The sequence below is a fragment of the Psychroflexus maritimus genome (assembly GCF_011089875.1).
Lineage (GTDB): Bacteria > Bacteroidota > Bacteroidia > Flavobacteriales > Flavobacteriaceae > Psychroflexus > Psychroflexus maritimus.
The window spans coordinates 36,209-51,614 of the sequence record NZ_JAANAS010000040.1; the positions used below are offsets into that span (position 1 = coordinate 36,209).

Sequence of the window (15,406 nt, forward strand, 5' to 3'; positions counted from 1 at the left end):
TTGTATTTATTATTAGCTTGATGTCTAGAAAATTATACTTTTAGTTGAATTACTTTTGGAGTAATACCAATTTTACGATTAAATGTCGTTAAGAGAGCGAAATTGCTTTTTTCATATATAAGGCTGTGAATAATTTGCATCCCGTACGTATGGGATGGAAATTGTGAACAAGGAAATATATGGGAAAATGAATGAGCTAACTAGCGTCATTTTATGGTTAAATTGGTATAAACTCTCTGTTAAAGACTTTGTTCAATTCCAAACAAATAATAAGTTTATAGTTTCAATAACTTTAATTACTTTTGTTCACTTAAATATTAGTTTTAATGAATCAACCCAAAAGATATACAATTACAGCTGCCTTGCCTTATACTAATGGTCCCATTCATATAGGTCATTTAGCTGGGGTTTATATTCCTGCCGATATTTATACGCGCTACCTTAAACTGAAAGGAGAAGATGTGCTTTTTGTATGTGGAAGTGATGAGCATGGCGTACCAATTACCATCAAAGCAAAAAAAGAAGGGGTTAGTCCTCAAGATGTGGTTGACAAATATCACAAAATTATCAAAGATTCATTTGAAGAATTTGGTGTTCAATTTGATAATTACTCAAGGACATCTGCTCAGGTTCATCATGAAACAGCTTCTAGTTTTTTTAAATCCATGCATAAAAAAGCTAAGTTTATTGAAGAAGTGAGTGAGCAACTCTATGATGTACAAGCCAATCAGTTTTTAGCCGATCGTTTTGTTACAGGAACTTGTCCTAAATGTGGCCACGAAGAAGCCTATGGAGACCAATGTGAAAAATGTGGAACTTCTTTAAGTGCTAATGATTTAATTAACCCAGTTTCTGCAATTACAGGCAATAAACCTGAAAAAAAGGAAACTAAACACTGGTATTTGCCCCTAAATGAATATGATTCTTGGTTGAAAGAATGGATTGTTAAAGGACATAAAAAGGACTGGAAACCCAACGTATATGGACAATGTAAATCCTGGATAGATGAAGGATTAAGGGCTAGAGCTGTAACCCGTGATTTAGATTGGGGGATTCCGGTTCCTGTTGAAGGAGCAGAAGGCAAAGTGCTCTATGTTTGGTTTGATGCGCCTATTGGTTACATTTCTGCAACTAAAGAATGGGCTGCACAAAATAATAAGGATTGGGAACCCTACTGGAAAGGCGAAAACACAAAATTGGTTCACTTTATAGGCAAAGATAATATCGTTTTTCATTGCATCATTTTTCCTGCTATGCTGAAGGCTGAAGGGAGCTACATTTTGCCCGATAATATTCCAGCTAACGAGTTTTTAAACTTGGAAGGAAAAAAACTATCCACTTCAAAAAACTGGGCCGTTTGGCTACCCGACTATTTGAAAGATTTTCCAAATCAGCAAGATGTTTTGCGCTATGTATTAACCGCCAATGCACCTGAAACTAAGGATAACGATTTTACATGGAAAGATTTTCAGACCCGTAATAATTCCGAATTGGTAGGAATCTTTGGAAATTTTGTGAATCGTGTAGTTGTGCTTACCAATAAGTATTATAAAGGAATCGTTCCTAATAAAAATAATATCGAAGCTGTTGATGTAAATATTCTTCAGGAAGTTAAAAAAATAACAGTCACCATCTCAAATTCACTAGAGAAATACAGATTTAGAGAAGCTCAAGCTGAAATGATGAATTTAGCAAGATGGGGCAATAAGTACTTAGCTGATGAAGAGCCTTGGAAAAAAGTAAAAATAGATGAAAAACGCACTGAAACAATTATGTATGTAGCTATTCAAGTAGTTGCTGCACTTGCTATTGTTGCTGAACCTTTTTTACCTTTCACCGCTGCTAAATTGAGAAAAATAATCAATGAGGATCAACTCGTTTCTAAAATTTTATGGAATGACCTGGCCAATGTTGAAGAACTTATGCCAAGTGGGCATCAAATTAATCAGGCCCAATTACTTTTTTCTAAAATTGAAGATGAGGCAATTGAGCATCAATTAAAGCAACTAGAAGCAACTAAAACGGCTAACGAAAAAGAAAATCAGGCCTTAGACCCTCAAAAGGAGTTGATTGCTTTTGAAGATTTTACAAAATTAGACCTAAGAACAGGAACTATTTTAGAAGCCGAAAAAATGCCGAAAGCCAAAAAGCTACTTGTTTTAAAAGTTGATACAGGTATTGACGTAAGAACTGTAGTTTCTGGTATAGCTGAAGATTATAAACCTGAAGAGGTAGTTGGTAGAAAAGTAATTATAGTTGTTAACTTAAAGCCTTCTAAACTTCGAGGTGTGTTAAGTGAAGGTATGGTTTTAATGACTAAAGATGTGTCTGGAAAATTAATTTTCGCAACACCTGATTCATCCGATACATATAATGGAACGCCAGTAGTATAGATAGTAAATAAAGATTAGAAGCAATAAATAATTTAAATTAAAAATTCATTATGGAAGAAATTAATATCAATTACATTACCGAGACCATAGAACATTTTGGTCGTCAAATTATCACCTTTTTACCAGGTGTAGTGGCAGCTATAGTTACCTTAATTGTTGGTTTGTGGTTAGCTAATGTTTTAACTAAACGAGTAAGAGTTATATTAGAAAGGAGAAAAGTTGATCCAACCATTAGAGGTTTTGTAATTAACTTAATTAGTGTTGTATTAAAAGTTCTTGTTTTTGTGATTGTGATTACCGAATTAGGGGTTGAAACTACTTCTTTAGCCGCTTTAATTGGAGCTGCAGGTTTGGCAATCGGGCTGTCTCTACAAGGTTCTTTATCTAACTTTGCGGGAGGTGTTTTAATTTTGTTAATGAAACCATTTAGGGTTGATGATTTTATTGAAGCCCAAGGTGTCTCAGGAACAATTAAGGAAATAAGTATTTTTTACACCCATTTAATCACAATAAACAACCAAAGAATTGTAATTCCAAATGGACAACTATCCAATAACAAAGTAATCAATTTTTCTTCTGAAGATACTAGAAGAAACAACATGATTATTGGTATTTCTTACGATAGCAACATTGGTGTTGCTAGAGAAACTTTGTTGAAAATTGTTAACGAACATGATAAAATTTTATCCGAACCAGCTCCTGAAGTATTCGTTAATGAATTAGCAGATAGCTCGGTTAATTTATCCTTGCGTTTTTGGACAAAAACAGATGATTTTTGGCCAACTCATTTCTTCGTTCTAGAACAGGCTAAGTTACAACTTGAACAAGCTGGTTGTTCAATTCCTTTTCCACAGCGAGATGTACATTTGTATAAAACGGAATAGTTTAATTGTTAAGATGCCTCATAAAAAAAGCCCAGACAAAAATCTGGGTTTTTTTATTGAAATCTTTTTTTTGGTTTTCCAGCTATAAAATCTTTTAAGTAAAAAGGCTCAAAGTAAGCTACATCTTCAAATTCATTATTTTGAAATTTTTTAAAAGCAATCTTTCCCATTTCATTAGCCGAAGGAATTTCTTGTGTATAAAAATGTACATTCTTTAAGTTCGATATCTTCTTAAATTTTTCAACTCCATTACCTATGAAGTGTAAATGAGTAGCTTCTAAATCTTCAAAACTATCTTCTTCTAACACTTTGGCTTCAGTTTTACTAATAGCCGTTAAATTAGACTTATAAGTTTGTGTATAAACTTCCATTCTTCTTGCATCTAACATGGGTAAAATTAAATCTCCTTGACTAAGCCTCTCTGTGGGAATTTGATGTGCTAAGCTTTCTAATGTTGGTATGCTAATCAAAGGGAGATTACAAGCAAAACACAATCCCTTTGCACTTGATACACCAATTCTTAAACCCGTGTAAGAGCCAGGTCCTTTGCTTACCGCAACAGCATCTAAATCATTTACCTTAAGCTTAGATTGTTTTAATACCTCATCAATAAATACGTTAAGTTTTTCTGCGTGACTGTAATTTTTTGAATTTTCTTCTTTTATAACTTCAGTCCTTCCATTAATTGAAAGCGCTACAGAACAGTTAGTGGTTGAGGTTTCTAGGCCTAGAATTTTAATTGCTCTCATCGTTTAGTATTCTACAGGTCGTATTCCAAAGAATAATTCTAATACTTTTATTCTGAATATATAATTATACTTAGCTTGAATTAAATTGTTTTCTGCATTTACCAATCTAAATTTTGATTGAGTTAAATCAACTGAATTGCTCATTCCTACGTCAAATCTACTTTCTGCATAGTTGTAAGCTAATTGTTGAGCTTCAACCGACTTAAGTGCGGCTTCATAAGTTCGTGCAGCTCCTCTTGCATCTAAATAAGCTTGATATACACTAGATTCTAATTCCAATTCGGTTTGTTCCAATTGATATTCAGCCCGCATTATATTTACTTTAGAACGTTGTACTTGATTTCTAACAGAAAAACCGTTAAAAACAGGAATGTTCATTTGAATACCTATAGTATAACCATCATTGTTTCTCAATTGATCAAAAAATGGATCGGCACTAATGGTTTCTAACAAGAAGTTAGGTGAAAGTACTGACTCGCCAGAATTGGCTACGATTAGACCTGATTCAACAAAAGGATTGTCAGGGTCTAAGGTGTTGGTTTGTGTTATTCTTTCTCTATCAGATTCTCTTGTATTATAATTGAAAAATCCGCTTATGCTCGGATAATATTGGCTTTTAGAAAGTTGTAAATCTTTTTTTGCAAGTTCTACATCTTGTTCGGCCACCAATACTTCATACCGTTCTTCTTTTGCTCGCTGAAGAATTTCTTTGGGGTCACGTTCAATAATGTCTGTAATAGGAATATCGTAGTCTTCATCAGCAATGTCAAATTCCTCATAGTCTTTAATTAAGAGTAGTTGTGCCAACGCAATTAAAGCAACTTGAACATCATTTTCAGCAACAGTAATTTGTTGCTGTTCATCTGCACTCTGTGCTTTTATTTCAAGCAGGTCTCCTTCAGGAACAACTCCCGAATCAACTAGCTCTTGAGTTAAATCTATCTGTTCTTCAGTTACTTCGTTTTGTTCTTTCAATAACTCTAGTGTCTGCTTAGAAACCAAAATTTGAAGGTAAGAATTAGCTACATTTAAGGAGATGTTGTCTTTAATCTGATTTACATTATATTGTGCGGCTAGTTTTTCAATTTTAGCCCTTTGAAATTCTCTCAAATTAGCTAAACCTTGAAAAATTGTTACACCTGAAGTTCCATTGAACGAAAAGTTTCGGGTTATTTGTTGTTCAAGAATCCCTGAAGTTACGTTCTGCGTTAAACCGCGTACCCATTGGTTGTTCGTATTAAAGTTAAGGCTTGGCAAATAATTTCCATAAGCGTCTTTCTTGCTAATATCAGCTAAATCTAGATCGAGTTCTGAAAGCTTCACCGTAATGTTATTTTCTAAAGCATAAGAAATACATTCCTCTAAAGTCCATTTTTTTTGTTCAGTGTTAGTAATAGGTTTCTCTAATTCTTGAGCTATCAAATTAAAAGAAAAAAATAGTTGAACTAAAGCAATTATGTAATATTTGTTATTTTTCATAAGATGATATTTTAACCTCTTCTACCTCTTTTAGGTTTCTCATTCTGTTCTACTTTGTTCCAGACTTTAATTTTATCGTCTTTAGCGATTCCTTTTTTAATTTCTACATGAACGCCATTGCTTAGGCCTAATTCTACCTCCCTACGCTCAAATTTCTGGTCTTCAACTTCAACTTCAACATAAGGTTTTTTGGTTTCTTTATCAAACTGAAGTAAACCTTCTTTAATAGCCAGAACATTTTCTGCTTTTTCTAAAATAATGGAGGCATTTGCGCTTAATCCAGCGCGTATAAAAACACTTTCGTGATTGATTAAAGTTCCTTCAATTTCAAATTGAACGGCACTATTTTCTTCAACTCCTTGTGGAGAAATATAGTCTAGGATAGCTTCAAATTTCTGACCTTGTAAGGCACCAATAGTAATTTCTAACGGAAGACCTTCAGAAATTTTACCTACTTCAGATTCGTCTATTTTTCCATCAAATATTAAATCATCTACTTTAGCAATGGTGGCTAAGGTAGTACCTTCATTAAAATTGTTAGCCTCAATTACTTGCGTGCCTATTTTTACAGGAACGCTTAATACCATTCCAGAAATAGTCGCTTTAATTTGAGTCGTAGCTGCATTGCCTACATCATCTGTTGTTCCCGTTTGAATAATCTCGTAGTTCTCTTCGGCAGCAACTAAATTCTGCTTGGCATTATCAAACTGATTTTTCGCTAAGTCGTAGTCATTAGCAGAAATAACTTTTTTATCAAAAAGCTCCTTTTGACGTTCAAAAACCCTTCGTTCGTTATCCAAATTAATTTTAGCTTGTCTTACTTGGTTTTTAGCTGAATTTAAATTAGTAATATTGGGTACAACCTTTAATTCTGCCACCATATCACCAGCTTTAATACTGTCTCCTGGTTTAACAAACATTTTGTCAATAATTCCAGAAATATTAGGTTTAACTTCTACCTCTTCTCTAGGTATAATAGTTCCCGTAGCCACTGTTTTTCTAATAATAGTTTCTTCGGTAGGTTCTTCGGTTGTAAATACTTCTGGACTTTCATTATTTTTTTGATATAAATAATACAGTGAGCCGCCAAATAAGGCAACAATTAGCAGAAGAATAAAAATGGTAACTCCTTTTTTCATTTTGATTTTTGTTTATTCTGTTCTTAAAGCATCTACAGGTCTAATTTTAATAGCATTTTGCGCAGGAATTAAACCTGCTAGTAAGCCTGAGATTATTAATATGATTAATGCAATTACAATTGAATTTAAATCTACACTTGGGTTAACAAACATAAGGTCTGCATTTTGGGGTAAAAATTTATTGACTAAAATTAAAACTCCAGTAGCAAACACAATTCCTGTCATGCCGGCAATTATGGTCAAGGTAATAGATTCCATTAAAATTTGCCCTTTTATTTGCCATGGAGTTGCTCCCAGAGCTCTTCTTACTCCAATTTCGTTTGTTCGTTCTTTTACTACAATTAGCATGATATTTGAAATTCCAATTACACCAGAAATTAAAACCATAATACCAACAAAATAGGCTACAGCATTTAAGGCCAAGAATAAACCTGTTATTTTATTGTATTGTTCAAATAAATCAAAGTGACCGATGGCTCGGTCATCTTTTGGTGCAATTGTATGCCTTTGTTTAACCACTTCAAATACCTCTTTCTTCAATTCAGAGATAGATTCACCATCTTTTGCAGTAACGGCCATCCAACCTACGTTTTCTCCTTGATTGAAAGCTTGAGAGTAGGCGGTAAAAGGCGTATAAATTTGTTTGGAAGCCTCTTCATTATCGCCCGGGCCAAAACCTTTTTTCTTAAAGATTCCAATCACCATAAAGTTAACGCCTTGTATTTTTATGTAAGTACCAAGTGGATCTTCATCAAAATCATATAATTCCTGAAGTACTCCTTCACCAATCACAGCTACTTTTCTCCGTTCATTAATGTCATTTTGATTGATAAACCTACCTTGTAAAATAGTAGTGGGTTCTTGATTAATGATGTCTGGGTAATCACCATATACATTAAATGCGCCAGATTTTAATCCTCGAGTTACGTTATTTGCTCCTCCAAAACCTCCTAGTTGATTTCTTGGCGAAACATACTTTAAGCCATTTACTTCATCTTTAATAGCTTCTATGTCGTCTAATTTAAAATTATATCTTCTTCCCTTTGGTAAGCCTTTGTAGGCTTGTGAAGCAGTTTGCGCCCACATAAACATAGAGTTAGTAGCAACACCAGAAAAGCCTTTTTTTACTCCGTTTTCAAGCCCTGTTCCAGAGGCTAACAGAATGACAAGTATAAAGATACCCCAAAACACGCCAAAAGCCGTGAGTATAGTCCTGAACATATTGGATGTTAAGGATTCTAATATTTCACTCCATTTATCTCTACTAAACATACTATTCGTCTCTTAATGCGTCAATGGGTTTGATTCTTGCTCCACGCCAAGCGGGAAAAAATCCAGCTATTGCTCCTGCAATGATAAGTATTATAACTGTAGAAACAGCTACGTTAAAATTTACTTCAGGGTTTACAATAAATTCTGTATCAATAAAAGGTCCAACCGATTCTAATAAAAGTAAACCTAAAATTAAACCAAACATTCCAGATAAAGCCGTTACAAAAATAGATTCGTGTAATACCATACCTACAATAGACATGGGCACGGCTCCTAAGGCTTTCCTAATTCCTATTTCTTTGGTTCGTTCCTTAACAATAATAAGCATAATATTACTCACTCCTATTATTCCTGCAAACAATGTAGCTATCCCAACTCCCCAAAAAAACAACTTCATGGTACTTAAAATGGTATAAATTTCTTTGGTGCTTTCTATGTTGTTGCTCAAATATAAGGCACTTGTATCAACGGGAGAAATATTGTATTTAGAGCGTAACTGACGTTCAATTTTTTTAAGAAAGGCTTGTGATTGGTACAAAGCCAAATCATAATCGCTTACTTTGGGTAGGGTAAAGCTAATTGTTCTAATATCTTCACCATTACCAAAAATGCGTTGAGCTGTTTTTAAAGGCATAAAAATTCGTGCTTCAGAACGTTCTCCACCGGGGTCTGTATATACGCCAACAACTTTAAATTTAACTCCAGAAACTGTAATAAACTCACCAATGGGGTCTTTTTCTTTAAATAAGTCTTTCTTAACACGGTTTCCTATCACCACGTTCTTGGTACCTAAATCTTGGTCTAAAGGATTAATAAACCTACCATTAATAATACTTGCTTTTTCTAAAAACTGATAATCGGCATGTACGCCCTCTAAACGGTAGGAGCCACTTTCACTTCCGTTAGAAGCTAAGCCTGACCATACGCGGTACAGAGGTGATTGAAATTCGATATCAAAATCTGAAGTTTGTACTGCCGTGTAAAAATCATCAAGTACCAATTGAATATCTCTTCCAGGGTTGAGACCACCATACCCCAAAGAAGTAACTCCGCCAGTAACACTTACTTTATTTTCTGCATCACGTTGAAATTGAATTTCAACTCCGTTTTGCATTCCTTCACCAATTCCTAGAAGAACAACTAAAATAAAAATCCCTGAGGCCACAGATACTCCAGTTAAGAAAGTTCTTAACTTGTTTTTACTTATGGTTTCAAATATTTCCTGCCAGCGTTCTAGACTAAACATGGGCTGAAGCTCTTATTGGTTCAACTTTTTTATCGTCTATGATTACACCGTCTTTTAAATTCACAATACGTTTGGTCATTTGGGCAATATCTTCTTCGTGAGTAACAACCAAGATGGTTTTTCCTTCGTCGTTAATTTGCTGCACTAAATCCATAATTTCATACGAAGTCTTAGTGTCTAATGCACCTGTTAATTCATCGGCTAATAATACTTTAGGATGACTAGCTAAAGCTCTAGCAATAGCAACACGTTGTTTTTGACCACCAGATAGTTCATTGGGTAAGTGGGTTGCCCAATCTGCTAAACCAACTTTTTCTAGATAACTCATAGCTCTATCCATGCGTTCACCTCTTGGTAAGCCTTGGTAATAAAGGGGCAAGGCAACATTGTCTAAAGCAGTTTTGTAATTAATTAAGTTAAATGATTGAAATATAAATCCTAAAAACTTATTTCTATATTGTGCGGCTAGTTTTTCATTTAAATTTTTGATGGGTACTCCGTCTAGGTTATAACTTCCTTGGTCGGCTTCATCCAGCATTCCTAAAATGTTTAACAAGGTAGATTTTCCAGAACCAGACGAACCCATGATTGAAACTAATTCTCCTTCTTTTACTGAAAAGTTGATTCCTTTTAAGACATGAAGTGAGTTTTTACCAACTTTGTAGGATTTGTGTAAATCTTTAATTTCAATCATTCTGATGATGTTTATTTGTTAGACTTCAGTTTTTATCTAAAGTTACATGATTGATTGTTATTACTGTGTTAAATTTAACTGATTGTTAGCGTAAACAAAAGTAAGTTTAAAGTAATAAAGCTTGCTTTTTCATAACAAATTTTGATTAATGATGAAACCCTAAATCTGATTAAATAGATGTTGTTAGCTTACTTAAATGCTGCTTAAAAGTTGGGACTTAAGTCGTATTGGTTGTAGAATTGATCAAGTAATTCAATCACTTCATCTTCGGTATCTACTACAGCAATTAAATCTAAATCTCCTGGACTTACAGTTTTAAATTGCTCTGATAAGGTAGATTTAATCCAATTTATTAATCCAGACCAAAACTCTTTACCCACTAATATAATAGGGAATTTATCAATTTTATGCGTTTGAATTAAAGTGATGGCTTCAAATAATTCATCTAAAGTGCCAAAACCTCCTGGCATGACAACAAAACCTTGCGAGTATTTTACAAACATTACTTTACGCACAAAAAAGTAATCGAAATTCAAATTTTTGTCTGAATCTATGTAGGGGTTGAAATGCTGCTCAAAAGGTAAATCTATGTTTAAACCTACCGAAGTTCCACCTCCTAAATGAGCTCCTTTGTTGCCCGCTTCCATGATACCAGGACCACCGCCTGTAATTACACCATAACCTTGTTCAACAATTTTGTTAGCTACTTTCACTGCTAATTCATAGTATTTATCGCCCGGTTTTAATCTTGCCGAACCAAAAACAGAAACACACGGCCCAATCTGACTCATGCGTTCGTAACCTTGAACAAATTCACTCATTATTTTAAATAAAGCCCATGAGTCATTGGTCTTTATTTCATTCCAATTTTTATTGTGTTTATTCATTTGATTTCGTTTTTAAAGTTAGTAGTCGTTCAATTTTATAAAATAAATAAAATCTTATTCCTTCTTATCCAGTGAAAACAAAATAAATTTCTACGGGATAGAGAGAGGTAAAACCGATTTTCTATAAACAAAATTGCGACTTACAAATTTAATTCTTTTTTTAAGAATTTGGCAGTATGACTTTTTTTATCTTTAGCAACTTTTTCAGGAGTCCCCTTAGCTACCAATTCACCCCCATTTTTACCCCCTTCATAACCAATGTCAAAAATATAATCAGTCATTTTAATCACATCTAAGTTGTGTTCAATAATCAAAATTGTATTTCCTTTATCTACTAATTTATTTAAGACTTCCATTAAAATTCTTATGTCTTCAAAATGTAGGCCTGTAGTAGGTTCATCTAAAATATAAAAGGTATTTCCTGTATCTCTTTTAGCTAATTCGGTAGCCAATTTAATTCGCTGAGCTTCACCTCCAGAGAGGGTGGTACTTTGTTGACCTAGCGAAATATAACCTAAACCAACTTCCTTTATTGTTTTTAGTTTTCTGTAAATCTTCGGAATAGGCTCAAAGAAATCGGCAGCTTCATTAATGGTCATTTCTAAAATATCGCTTATCGATTTTCCTTTGTATCTTATTTCAAGCGTTTCTCTGTTGAAGCGTTTCCCTTGGCATGTTTCGCACTCTACATACACATCGGGCAGGAAGTTCATTTCAATCACTCGAAGTCCCGAGCCTCTACAGGTTTCACATCTTCCGCCTTTTACATTAAAACTAAACCTTCCTGGTTTGTAACCACGAATTAAAGCTTCTGGGGTTTTGGTAAACAACTTTCTAATTTCGTCAAAAACGCCCGTATATGTCGCTGGATTAGACCGTGGGGTTCTTCCAATAGGACTTTGATTGATGTCAATCACCTTATCTAAGTGTTTCAGTCCCCGAATACTTTTATAAGGTTGAGGTTCTTTAACTCCATTGAAGTAATAATTATTCAGAATAGGGTAGAGGGTTTCGTTGATTAAAGTCGATTTTCCGCTTCCTGAAACTCCGGTAACTCCAATCATTTTTCCCAGTGGAATTTTAATGGATACATTTTTCAAATTATTACCACTCGCTCCCGTTAAATGAAGGTGTTTTCCGTTGCCTTTTCTTCGCTTCTTCGGAACTTCAATTCTTCGTTTTCCACTCAAATAATCTGCAGTAAGCGTAGAGGTTTTCTTAATTTCTGAAGGGGTTCCCTGACTAATAATTTCACCTCCGTTTTTTCCTGCAAAAGGCCCTATATCAATCACGTGATCGGCGCTTTCAATCATATCTTGGTCATGTTCAACCACAATAATAGAATTCCCTACATCTCGTAATGATATTAGTGAATCAATTAACTTCTGATTATCTCTTTGATGAAGTCCAATACTGGGTTCATCCAAAATGTACAACACACCAACCAACTGAGAACCAATTTGTGTAGCCAAACGTATCCGCTGTGCTTCACCACCCGATAAAGTATTAGCACCGCGATTTAGATTTAAATAAGTTAAACCAACATCAATCAAAAATTGAATTCGCGTACTAATTTCCTTAATAATTTCGCTGGCAATTTTGTTCTCATTATCACTTAATTGATCGGGAAGCGACTTGAAGAATTCAGCCAACTCTTCAATGTCCATTTCAATTAAATCGGCTATGTTCTTTTCGTTGATTTTGTAGTAAAGCGATTCTTTCTTTAAGCGTGTGCCCTCGCAGGTTCCGCACGGAAGTTTATCCATGTATTTCTTTGCCCAACGCTTCAACGAAGCCGAACTTTCTCTTTGATGAAAGGTGTTTTCAATGAAGTTTGAAACGCCTTCGTAATTATAAGATTTACTTTCTGAAACTTTGGCATTTTTCTTAAAGACTTTAAAGTTTTCTTTTCCTCCTCTTAAAATCACTTCCAAGGCTTCATTCGGAATATCTTTGATGGGTGTTTTTAAGTCGAAATCAAATTTTAAAGCAATATTTTCAATTTGTCTAAACGCCCAATTGCTTTTCTTTTTTCCCAGAGGTTCAATCCCTCCCGCATGTATCGAAATTTCATTATCAGGAATAATTTTATCTATATTCACTTTCCAAACTTCGCCAATTCCGTTGCAAGTAGGACATGCTCCTTTTGGACTATTAAACGAAAAATTATTGGGTTCAGGTACAGGATAAGAAATCCCTGTGGTTGGACACATCAAATTCCGACTAAAAAAGCGAGGTTTTTTTGCGCCATGTTCCAAAATAAGTAGAGTATCTTTCCCTTGTTTCATGGCTGTCTTAATACTTTCATCCAAGCGTTTTTTAGATTTTTCATCCACTTTAATTCGGTCAACCACCACCTCAATATCGTGAATTTTATAGCGGTCCAGCTTCATCCCTTTTTCAATGTCTCTCACTTCGCCATCCACTCTAACTTTTACAAATCCCTTTTTAGCAATCTGCTCAAACAATTCGCGGTAATGTCCTTTTCTAGAGCGAATTAAAGGCGCTAGAATATTTATTTTCTTTCCTTCAAACTCCTCAATAATTTGTAGCTTGATTTGTTGATCGGTATAGCTTACCATTTTTTCGCCCGTTTCAAACGAATAAGCCGTCCCTGCTCTGGCAAACAAAAGACGCATAAAATCGTAGATTTCGGTAATGGTTCCCACTGTACTTCTTGGACTTCTACTCGTAGTTTTTTGCTCAATGGCAATCACCGGCGAAAGGCCTTCAATTTTATCTACATCAGGGCGCTCCATTCCCCCTAAAAATTGGCGTGCATAGGCCGAAAAAGTTTCAATATAGCGGCGTTGACCTTCCGCGTAAATCGTATCAAACGCCAACGAAGACTTTCCTGAACCAGACAAACCAGTAATTACAACTAGTTTTTCTCTAGGAATGTTGATATCAATATTCTTAAGATTATGCGCCCTAGCACCTAAAATTTCAATTTGGTCTTCCATAGCTGAATTAAAAGAGGCGAATTTAAATAAATTAAAGAGGCAAATGCACTTTGTTAACCCGATTTTATCAAAGCATCAACAAGATTGAAATAGATGTCCATTTTTTATTTCAGAAAGCCTATTTTAATAGGAAGCCAAGAACCTGCTTTTCGTTTCAAGTCCGCAATTGTAAGCTAAGTTTTTTAGGCATTTTCAAGAGCTTCCTGTCGGTCGCTTTTCAAAAGCAAAAAACCAAAAGCTTTCTATTTTACGGGCTCATATCTTTGTATTTTTAAACAGTTAAATCATTAAAGCTAGGGTAGCAAATTGTTTGCGGGCTAGTTACAATCATTGATTGATAATGCTGATAAAGGCAAATCTATCCTAGTCTTTTTCTTAAAGATTCAATAGTACCTAAATACTATAATTTAGTTATAGATATTGTATTACATGAGCAAAGTCTTAGAGAAAAATTTTAATGATTATTACGCAAAAAATACTTTTATTATGAATTTAAAATTTTCAGTAGGTCTTGATGTGTCAAGTAAAAAAGTAGATGCTTGTATAAGCACGATAGACTGTAATCAAAGCGTGAAGGTTAAGTCTTCTTGTAGTGTTTCTAATTCAAAAGCAGGCTTTTTAAAGCTAGTAAAATGGATTGATAAATGGACAAAAAAAGAGTCTATTCCAATAGTTGTTAGCTTAGAAGCTACTGGTGTTTATCACGAAGAACTTGCTTATTATCTAGATGATGCAGGGTATAGAGTTTCTATTATTTTACCAAACAAAGCAAAAAAGTATTTACAATCTATTGGCTTAAAAAGTAAGAATGATAAAATAGACGCTAAAGGTTTGGCACAAATGGGGGCAGAACAAAATTTATCTCAATGGATTAGACCTAAAGATGTTTTTGTAAGCCTAAGGTCTTTAACACGACAGTATCAATCCATTCAGGAATCGATTACGGTAGAAAAGAATAAGCTACATGCAGAAGAACAATCAGCTTTATCAAACAAGCATGTGATTAAGCAAATGAAAAGCCATATACGTTTCTTAGAAAAGCAAAAAACAAAGACAGAAATTGCTATCGAAGAAGTCATAAAAAGTGATGAGGAGCTAAAATTAAAAGTAGAGAATATTTGCACAGTTAGAGGATTATCAATACTTTCTGTAGCTACTGTTATAGCAGAAACAAATGGATTTAATCTGTTTAAAAATTACAAGCAACTAGTGAGTTATTCTGGGTATGATGTTGTAGAAAATCAATCAGGTTCTCATAAAGGCAAGACAAAAATATCGAAAAAGGGAAACTCAAGGATTAGACGAATTTTACACATGCCATCGTTAATAGCAATAGGTTCAGAAGGGACAGTTTTTAAGAACCTTTACCTTAGAGTTTATGAAAGAACAGGCATCAAAATGAAAGGTATTGTCGCTGTTCAAAAAAAATTATTGTTAACAATTTATTACTTGTGGAAAAAAAACGAACCCTTTGATATTAATTATCAAAATAAAGGAAATAAAAATATCCAAGAGGAGGAGAAGGAGCTTTCCTCTCGGTACGCCTCTGAAAGAGGCGAAAAAAATAGCCAAACAAAAAGTTTGGCTATACAAGGTAAACATCCAGTGAGTGATCAAAGTATGCTTCCTCTCGGTAAAATCAAAGATAAAAAAATTATGGTTGAAAATTAAAAAAATGTTTGGATTTAAAGATAGTACCT

11 protein-coding genes are annotated in these 15,406 nt (G+C 34.3%); 3 read left to right on the forward strand and 8 right to left on the reverse strand.

Features of this window, described 5'->3' with window-relative positions; translation table 11 throughout:
* Positions 1–326: 326 nt before the first annotated feature.
* Together metG and G7034_RS05555 are read left to right on the forward strand one after the other, a co-directional pair.
* Positions 327–2,393 (forward strand): methionine--tRNA ligase, encoded by a 2,067-nt coding sequence (gene metG, locus G7034_RS05550; RefSeq protein WP_166399976.1) that lies wholly within the window; start codon positions 327–329, stop codon positions 2,391–2,393.
* Between the two features lie 50 nt (positions 2,394–2,443).
* The gene (locus G7034_RS05555) at positions 2,444–3,277 is read left to right on the forward strand and encodes a mechanosensitive ion channel family protein (RefSeq protein WP_166399977.1); all 834 of its coding nucleotides are present in this window, start codon (positions 2,444–2,446) and stop codon (positions 3,275–3,277) included.
* Positions 3,278–3,330: 53 nt separating this feature from the next.
* Here the strand turns inward: G7034_RS05555 and tsaB are convergent, their stop codons facing one another.
* The 8 genes from tsaB to uvrA all read right to left on the reverse strand — a co-directional run bounded on the left by tsaB (position 3,331) and on the right by uvrA (position 13,706).
* Entirely contained in the window at positions 3,331–4,026 is a 696-nt protein-coding gene (tsaB, locus tag G7034_RS05560; RefSeq protein WP_166399978.1) for a tRNA (adenosine(37)-N6)-threonylcarbamoyltransferase complex dimerization subunit type 1 TsaB, read from the reverse strand.
* 3 nt (positions 4,027–4,029) lie between these two features.
* A complete protein-coding gene (locus G7034_RS05565; RefSeq protein WP_166399979.1) occupies positions 4,030–5,505 on the reverse strand; it encodes a TolC family protein in 1,476 nt (491 codons plus the stop codon).
* 11 nt (positions 5,506–5,516) lie between these two features.
* Complete coding sequence (locus G7034_RS05570; RefSeq protein WP_166399980.1) at positions 5,517–6,644, reverse strand: efflux RND transporter periplasmic adaptor subunit; 1,128 nt, start codon at positions 6,642–6,644, stop codon at positions 5,517–5,519.
* A gap of 12 nt (positions 6,645–6,656) precedes the next feature.
* Positions 6,657–7,916: an ABC transporter permease gene (locus G7034_RS05575; protein WP_166399981.1), complete on the reverse strand. Its 1,260-nt coding sequence runs from the start codon at positions 7,914–7,916 to the stop codon at positions 6,657–6,659.
* A 1-nt stretch (position 7,917) separates the two neighbouring features.
* Positions 7,918–9,162 carry an ABC transporter permease gene (locus G7034_RS05580; protein ID WP_166399982.1) on the reverse strand — a complete coding sequence of 415 codons (1,245 nt, stop codon included), beginning with the start codon at positions 9,160–9,162 and terminating at the stop codon, positions 7,918–7,920.
* On the reverse strand, positions 9,155–9,856 hold the full coding sequence (locus G7034_RS05585; protein WP_166399983.1) for an ABC transporter ATP-binding protein: 702 nt from the start codon (positions 9,854–9,856) through the stop codon (positions 9,155–9,157). The genes G7034_RS05580 and G7034_RS05585 overlap by 8 nt, the downstream gene beginning before the upstream one ends.
* 203 nt (positions 9,857–10,059) lie before the next feature.
* A complete protein-coding gene (locus G7034_RS05590) occupies positions 10,060–10,743 on the reverse strand; it encodes an LOG family protein (RefSeq protein ID WP_166399984.1) in 684 nt (227 codons plus the stop codon).
* 140 nt (positions 10,744–10,883) lie between these two features.
* A complete protein-coding gene (gene uvrA / locus G7034_RS05595; protein ID WP_166399985.1) occupies positions 10,884–13,706 on the reverse strand; it encodes an excinuclease ABC subunit UvrA in 2,823 nt (940 codons plus the stop codon).
* A 486-nt stretch (positions 13,707–14,192) separates the two neighbouring features.
* Here uvrA and G7034_RS05600 point away from each other — a divergent pair, with 486 nt between their 5' ends.
* Complete coding sequence (locus G7034_RS05600; RefSeq protein WP_166399234.1) at positions 14,193–15,377, forward strand: IS110 family transposase; 1,185 nt, start codon at positions 14,193–14,195, stop codon at positions 15,375–15,377.
* The last annotated feature ends 29 nt before the right edge of the window (positions 15,378–15,406 follow it).

Excerpts from the sequence above, each read along its gene's own strand:
- metG (WP_166399976.1), top strand. The coding sequence starts at position 327 with ATGAATCAACCCAAAAGATATACAATTACAGCTGCCTTGCCTTATACT.
- G7034_RS05555 (WP_166399977.1), top strand. The coding sequence starts at position 2,444 with ATGGAAGAAATTAATATCAATTACATTACCGAGACCATAGAACATTTT.
- tsaB (WP_166399978.1), bottom strand. The coding sequence starts at position 4,026 with ATGAGAGCAATTAAAATTCTAGGCCTAGAAACCTCAACCACTAACTGT.
- G7034_RS05565 (WP_166399979.1), bottom strand. The coding sequence starts at position 5,505 with ATGAAAAATAACAAATATTACATAATTGCTTTAGTTCAACTATTTTTT.
- G7034_RS05570 (WP_166399980.1), bottom strand. The coding sequence starts at position 6,644 with ATGAAAAAAGGAGTTACCATTTTTATTCTTCTGCTAATTGTTGCCTTA.
- G7034_RS05575 (WP_166399981.1), bottom strand. The coding sequence starts at position 7,916 with ATGTTTAGTAGAGATAAATGGAGTGAAATATTAGAATCCTTAACATCC.
- G7034_RS05580 (WP_166399982.1), bottom strand. The coding sequence starts at position 9,162 with ATGTTTAGTCTAGAACGCTGGCAGGAAATATTTGAAACCATAAGTAAA.
- G7034_RS05585 (WP_166399983.1), bottom strand. The coding sequence starts at position 9,856 with ATGATTGAAATTAAAGATTTACACAAATCCTACAAAGTTGGTAAAAAC.
- G7034_RS05590 (WP_166399984.1), bottom strand. The coding sequence starts at position 10,743 with ATGAATAAACACAATAAAAATTGGAATGAAATAAAGACCAATGACTCA.
- uvrA (WP_166399985.1), bottom strand. The coding sequence starts at position 13,706 with ATGGAAGACCAAATTGAAATTTTAGGTGCTAGGGCGCATAATCTTAAG.
- G7034_RS05600 (WP_166399234.1), top strand. The coding sequence starts at position 14,193 with ATGAATTTAAAATTTTCAGTAGGTCTTGATGTGTCAAGTAAAAAAGTA.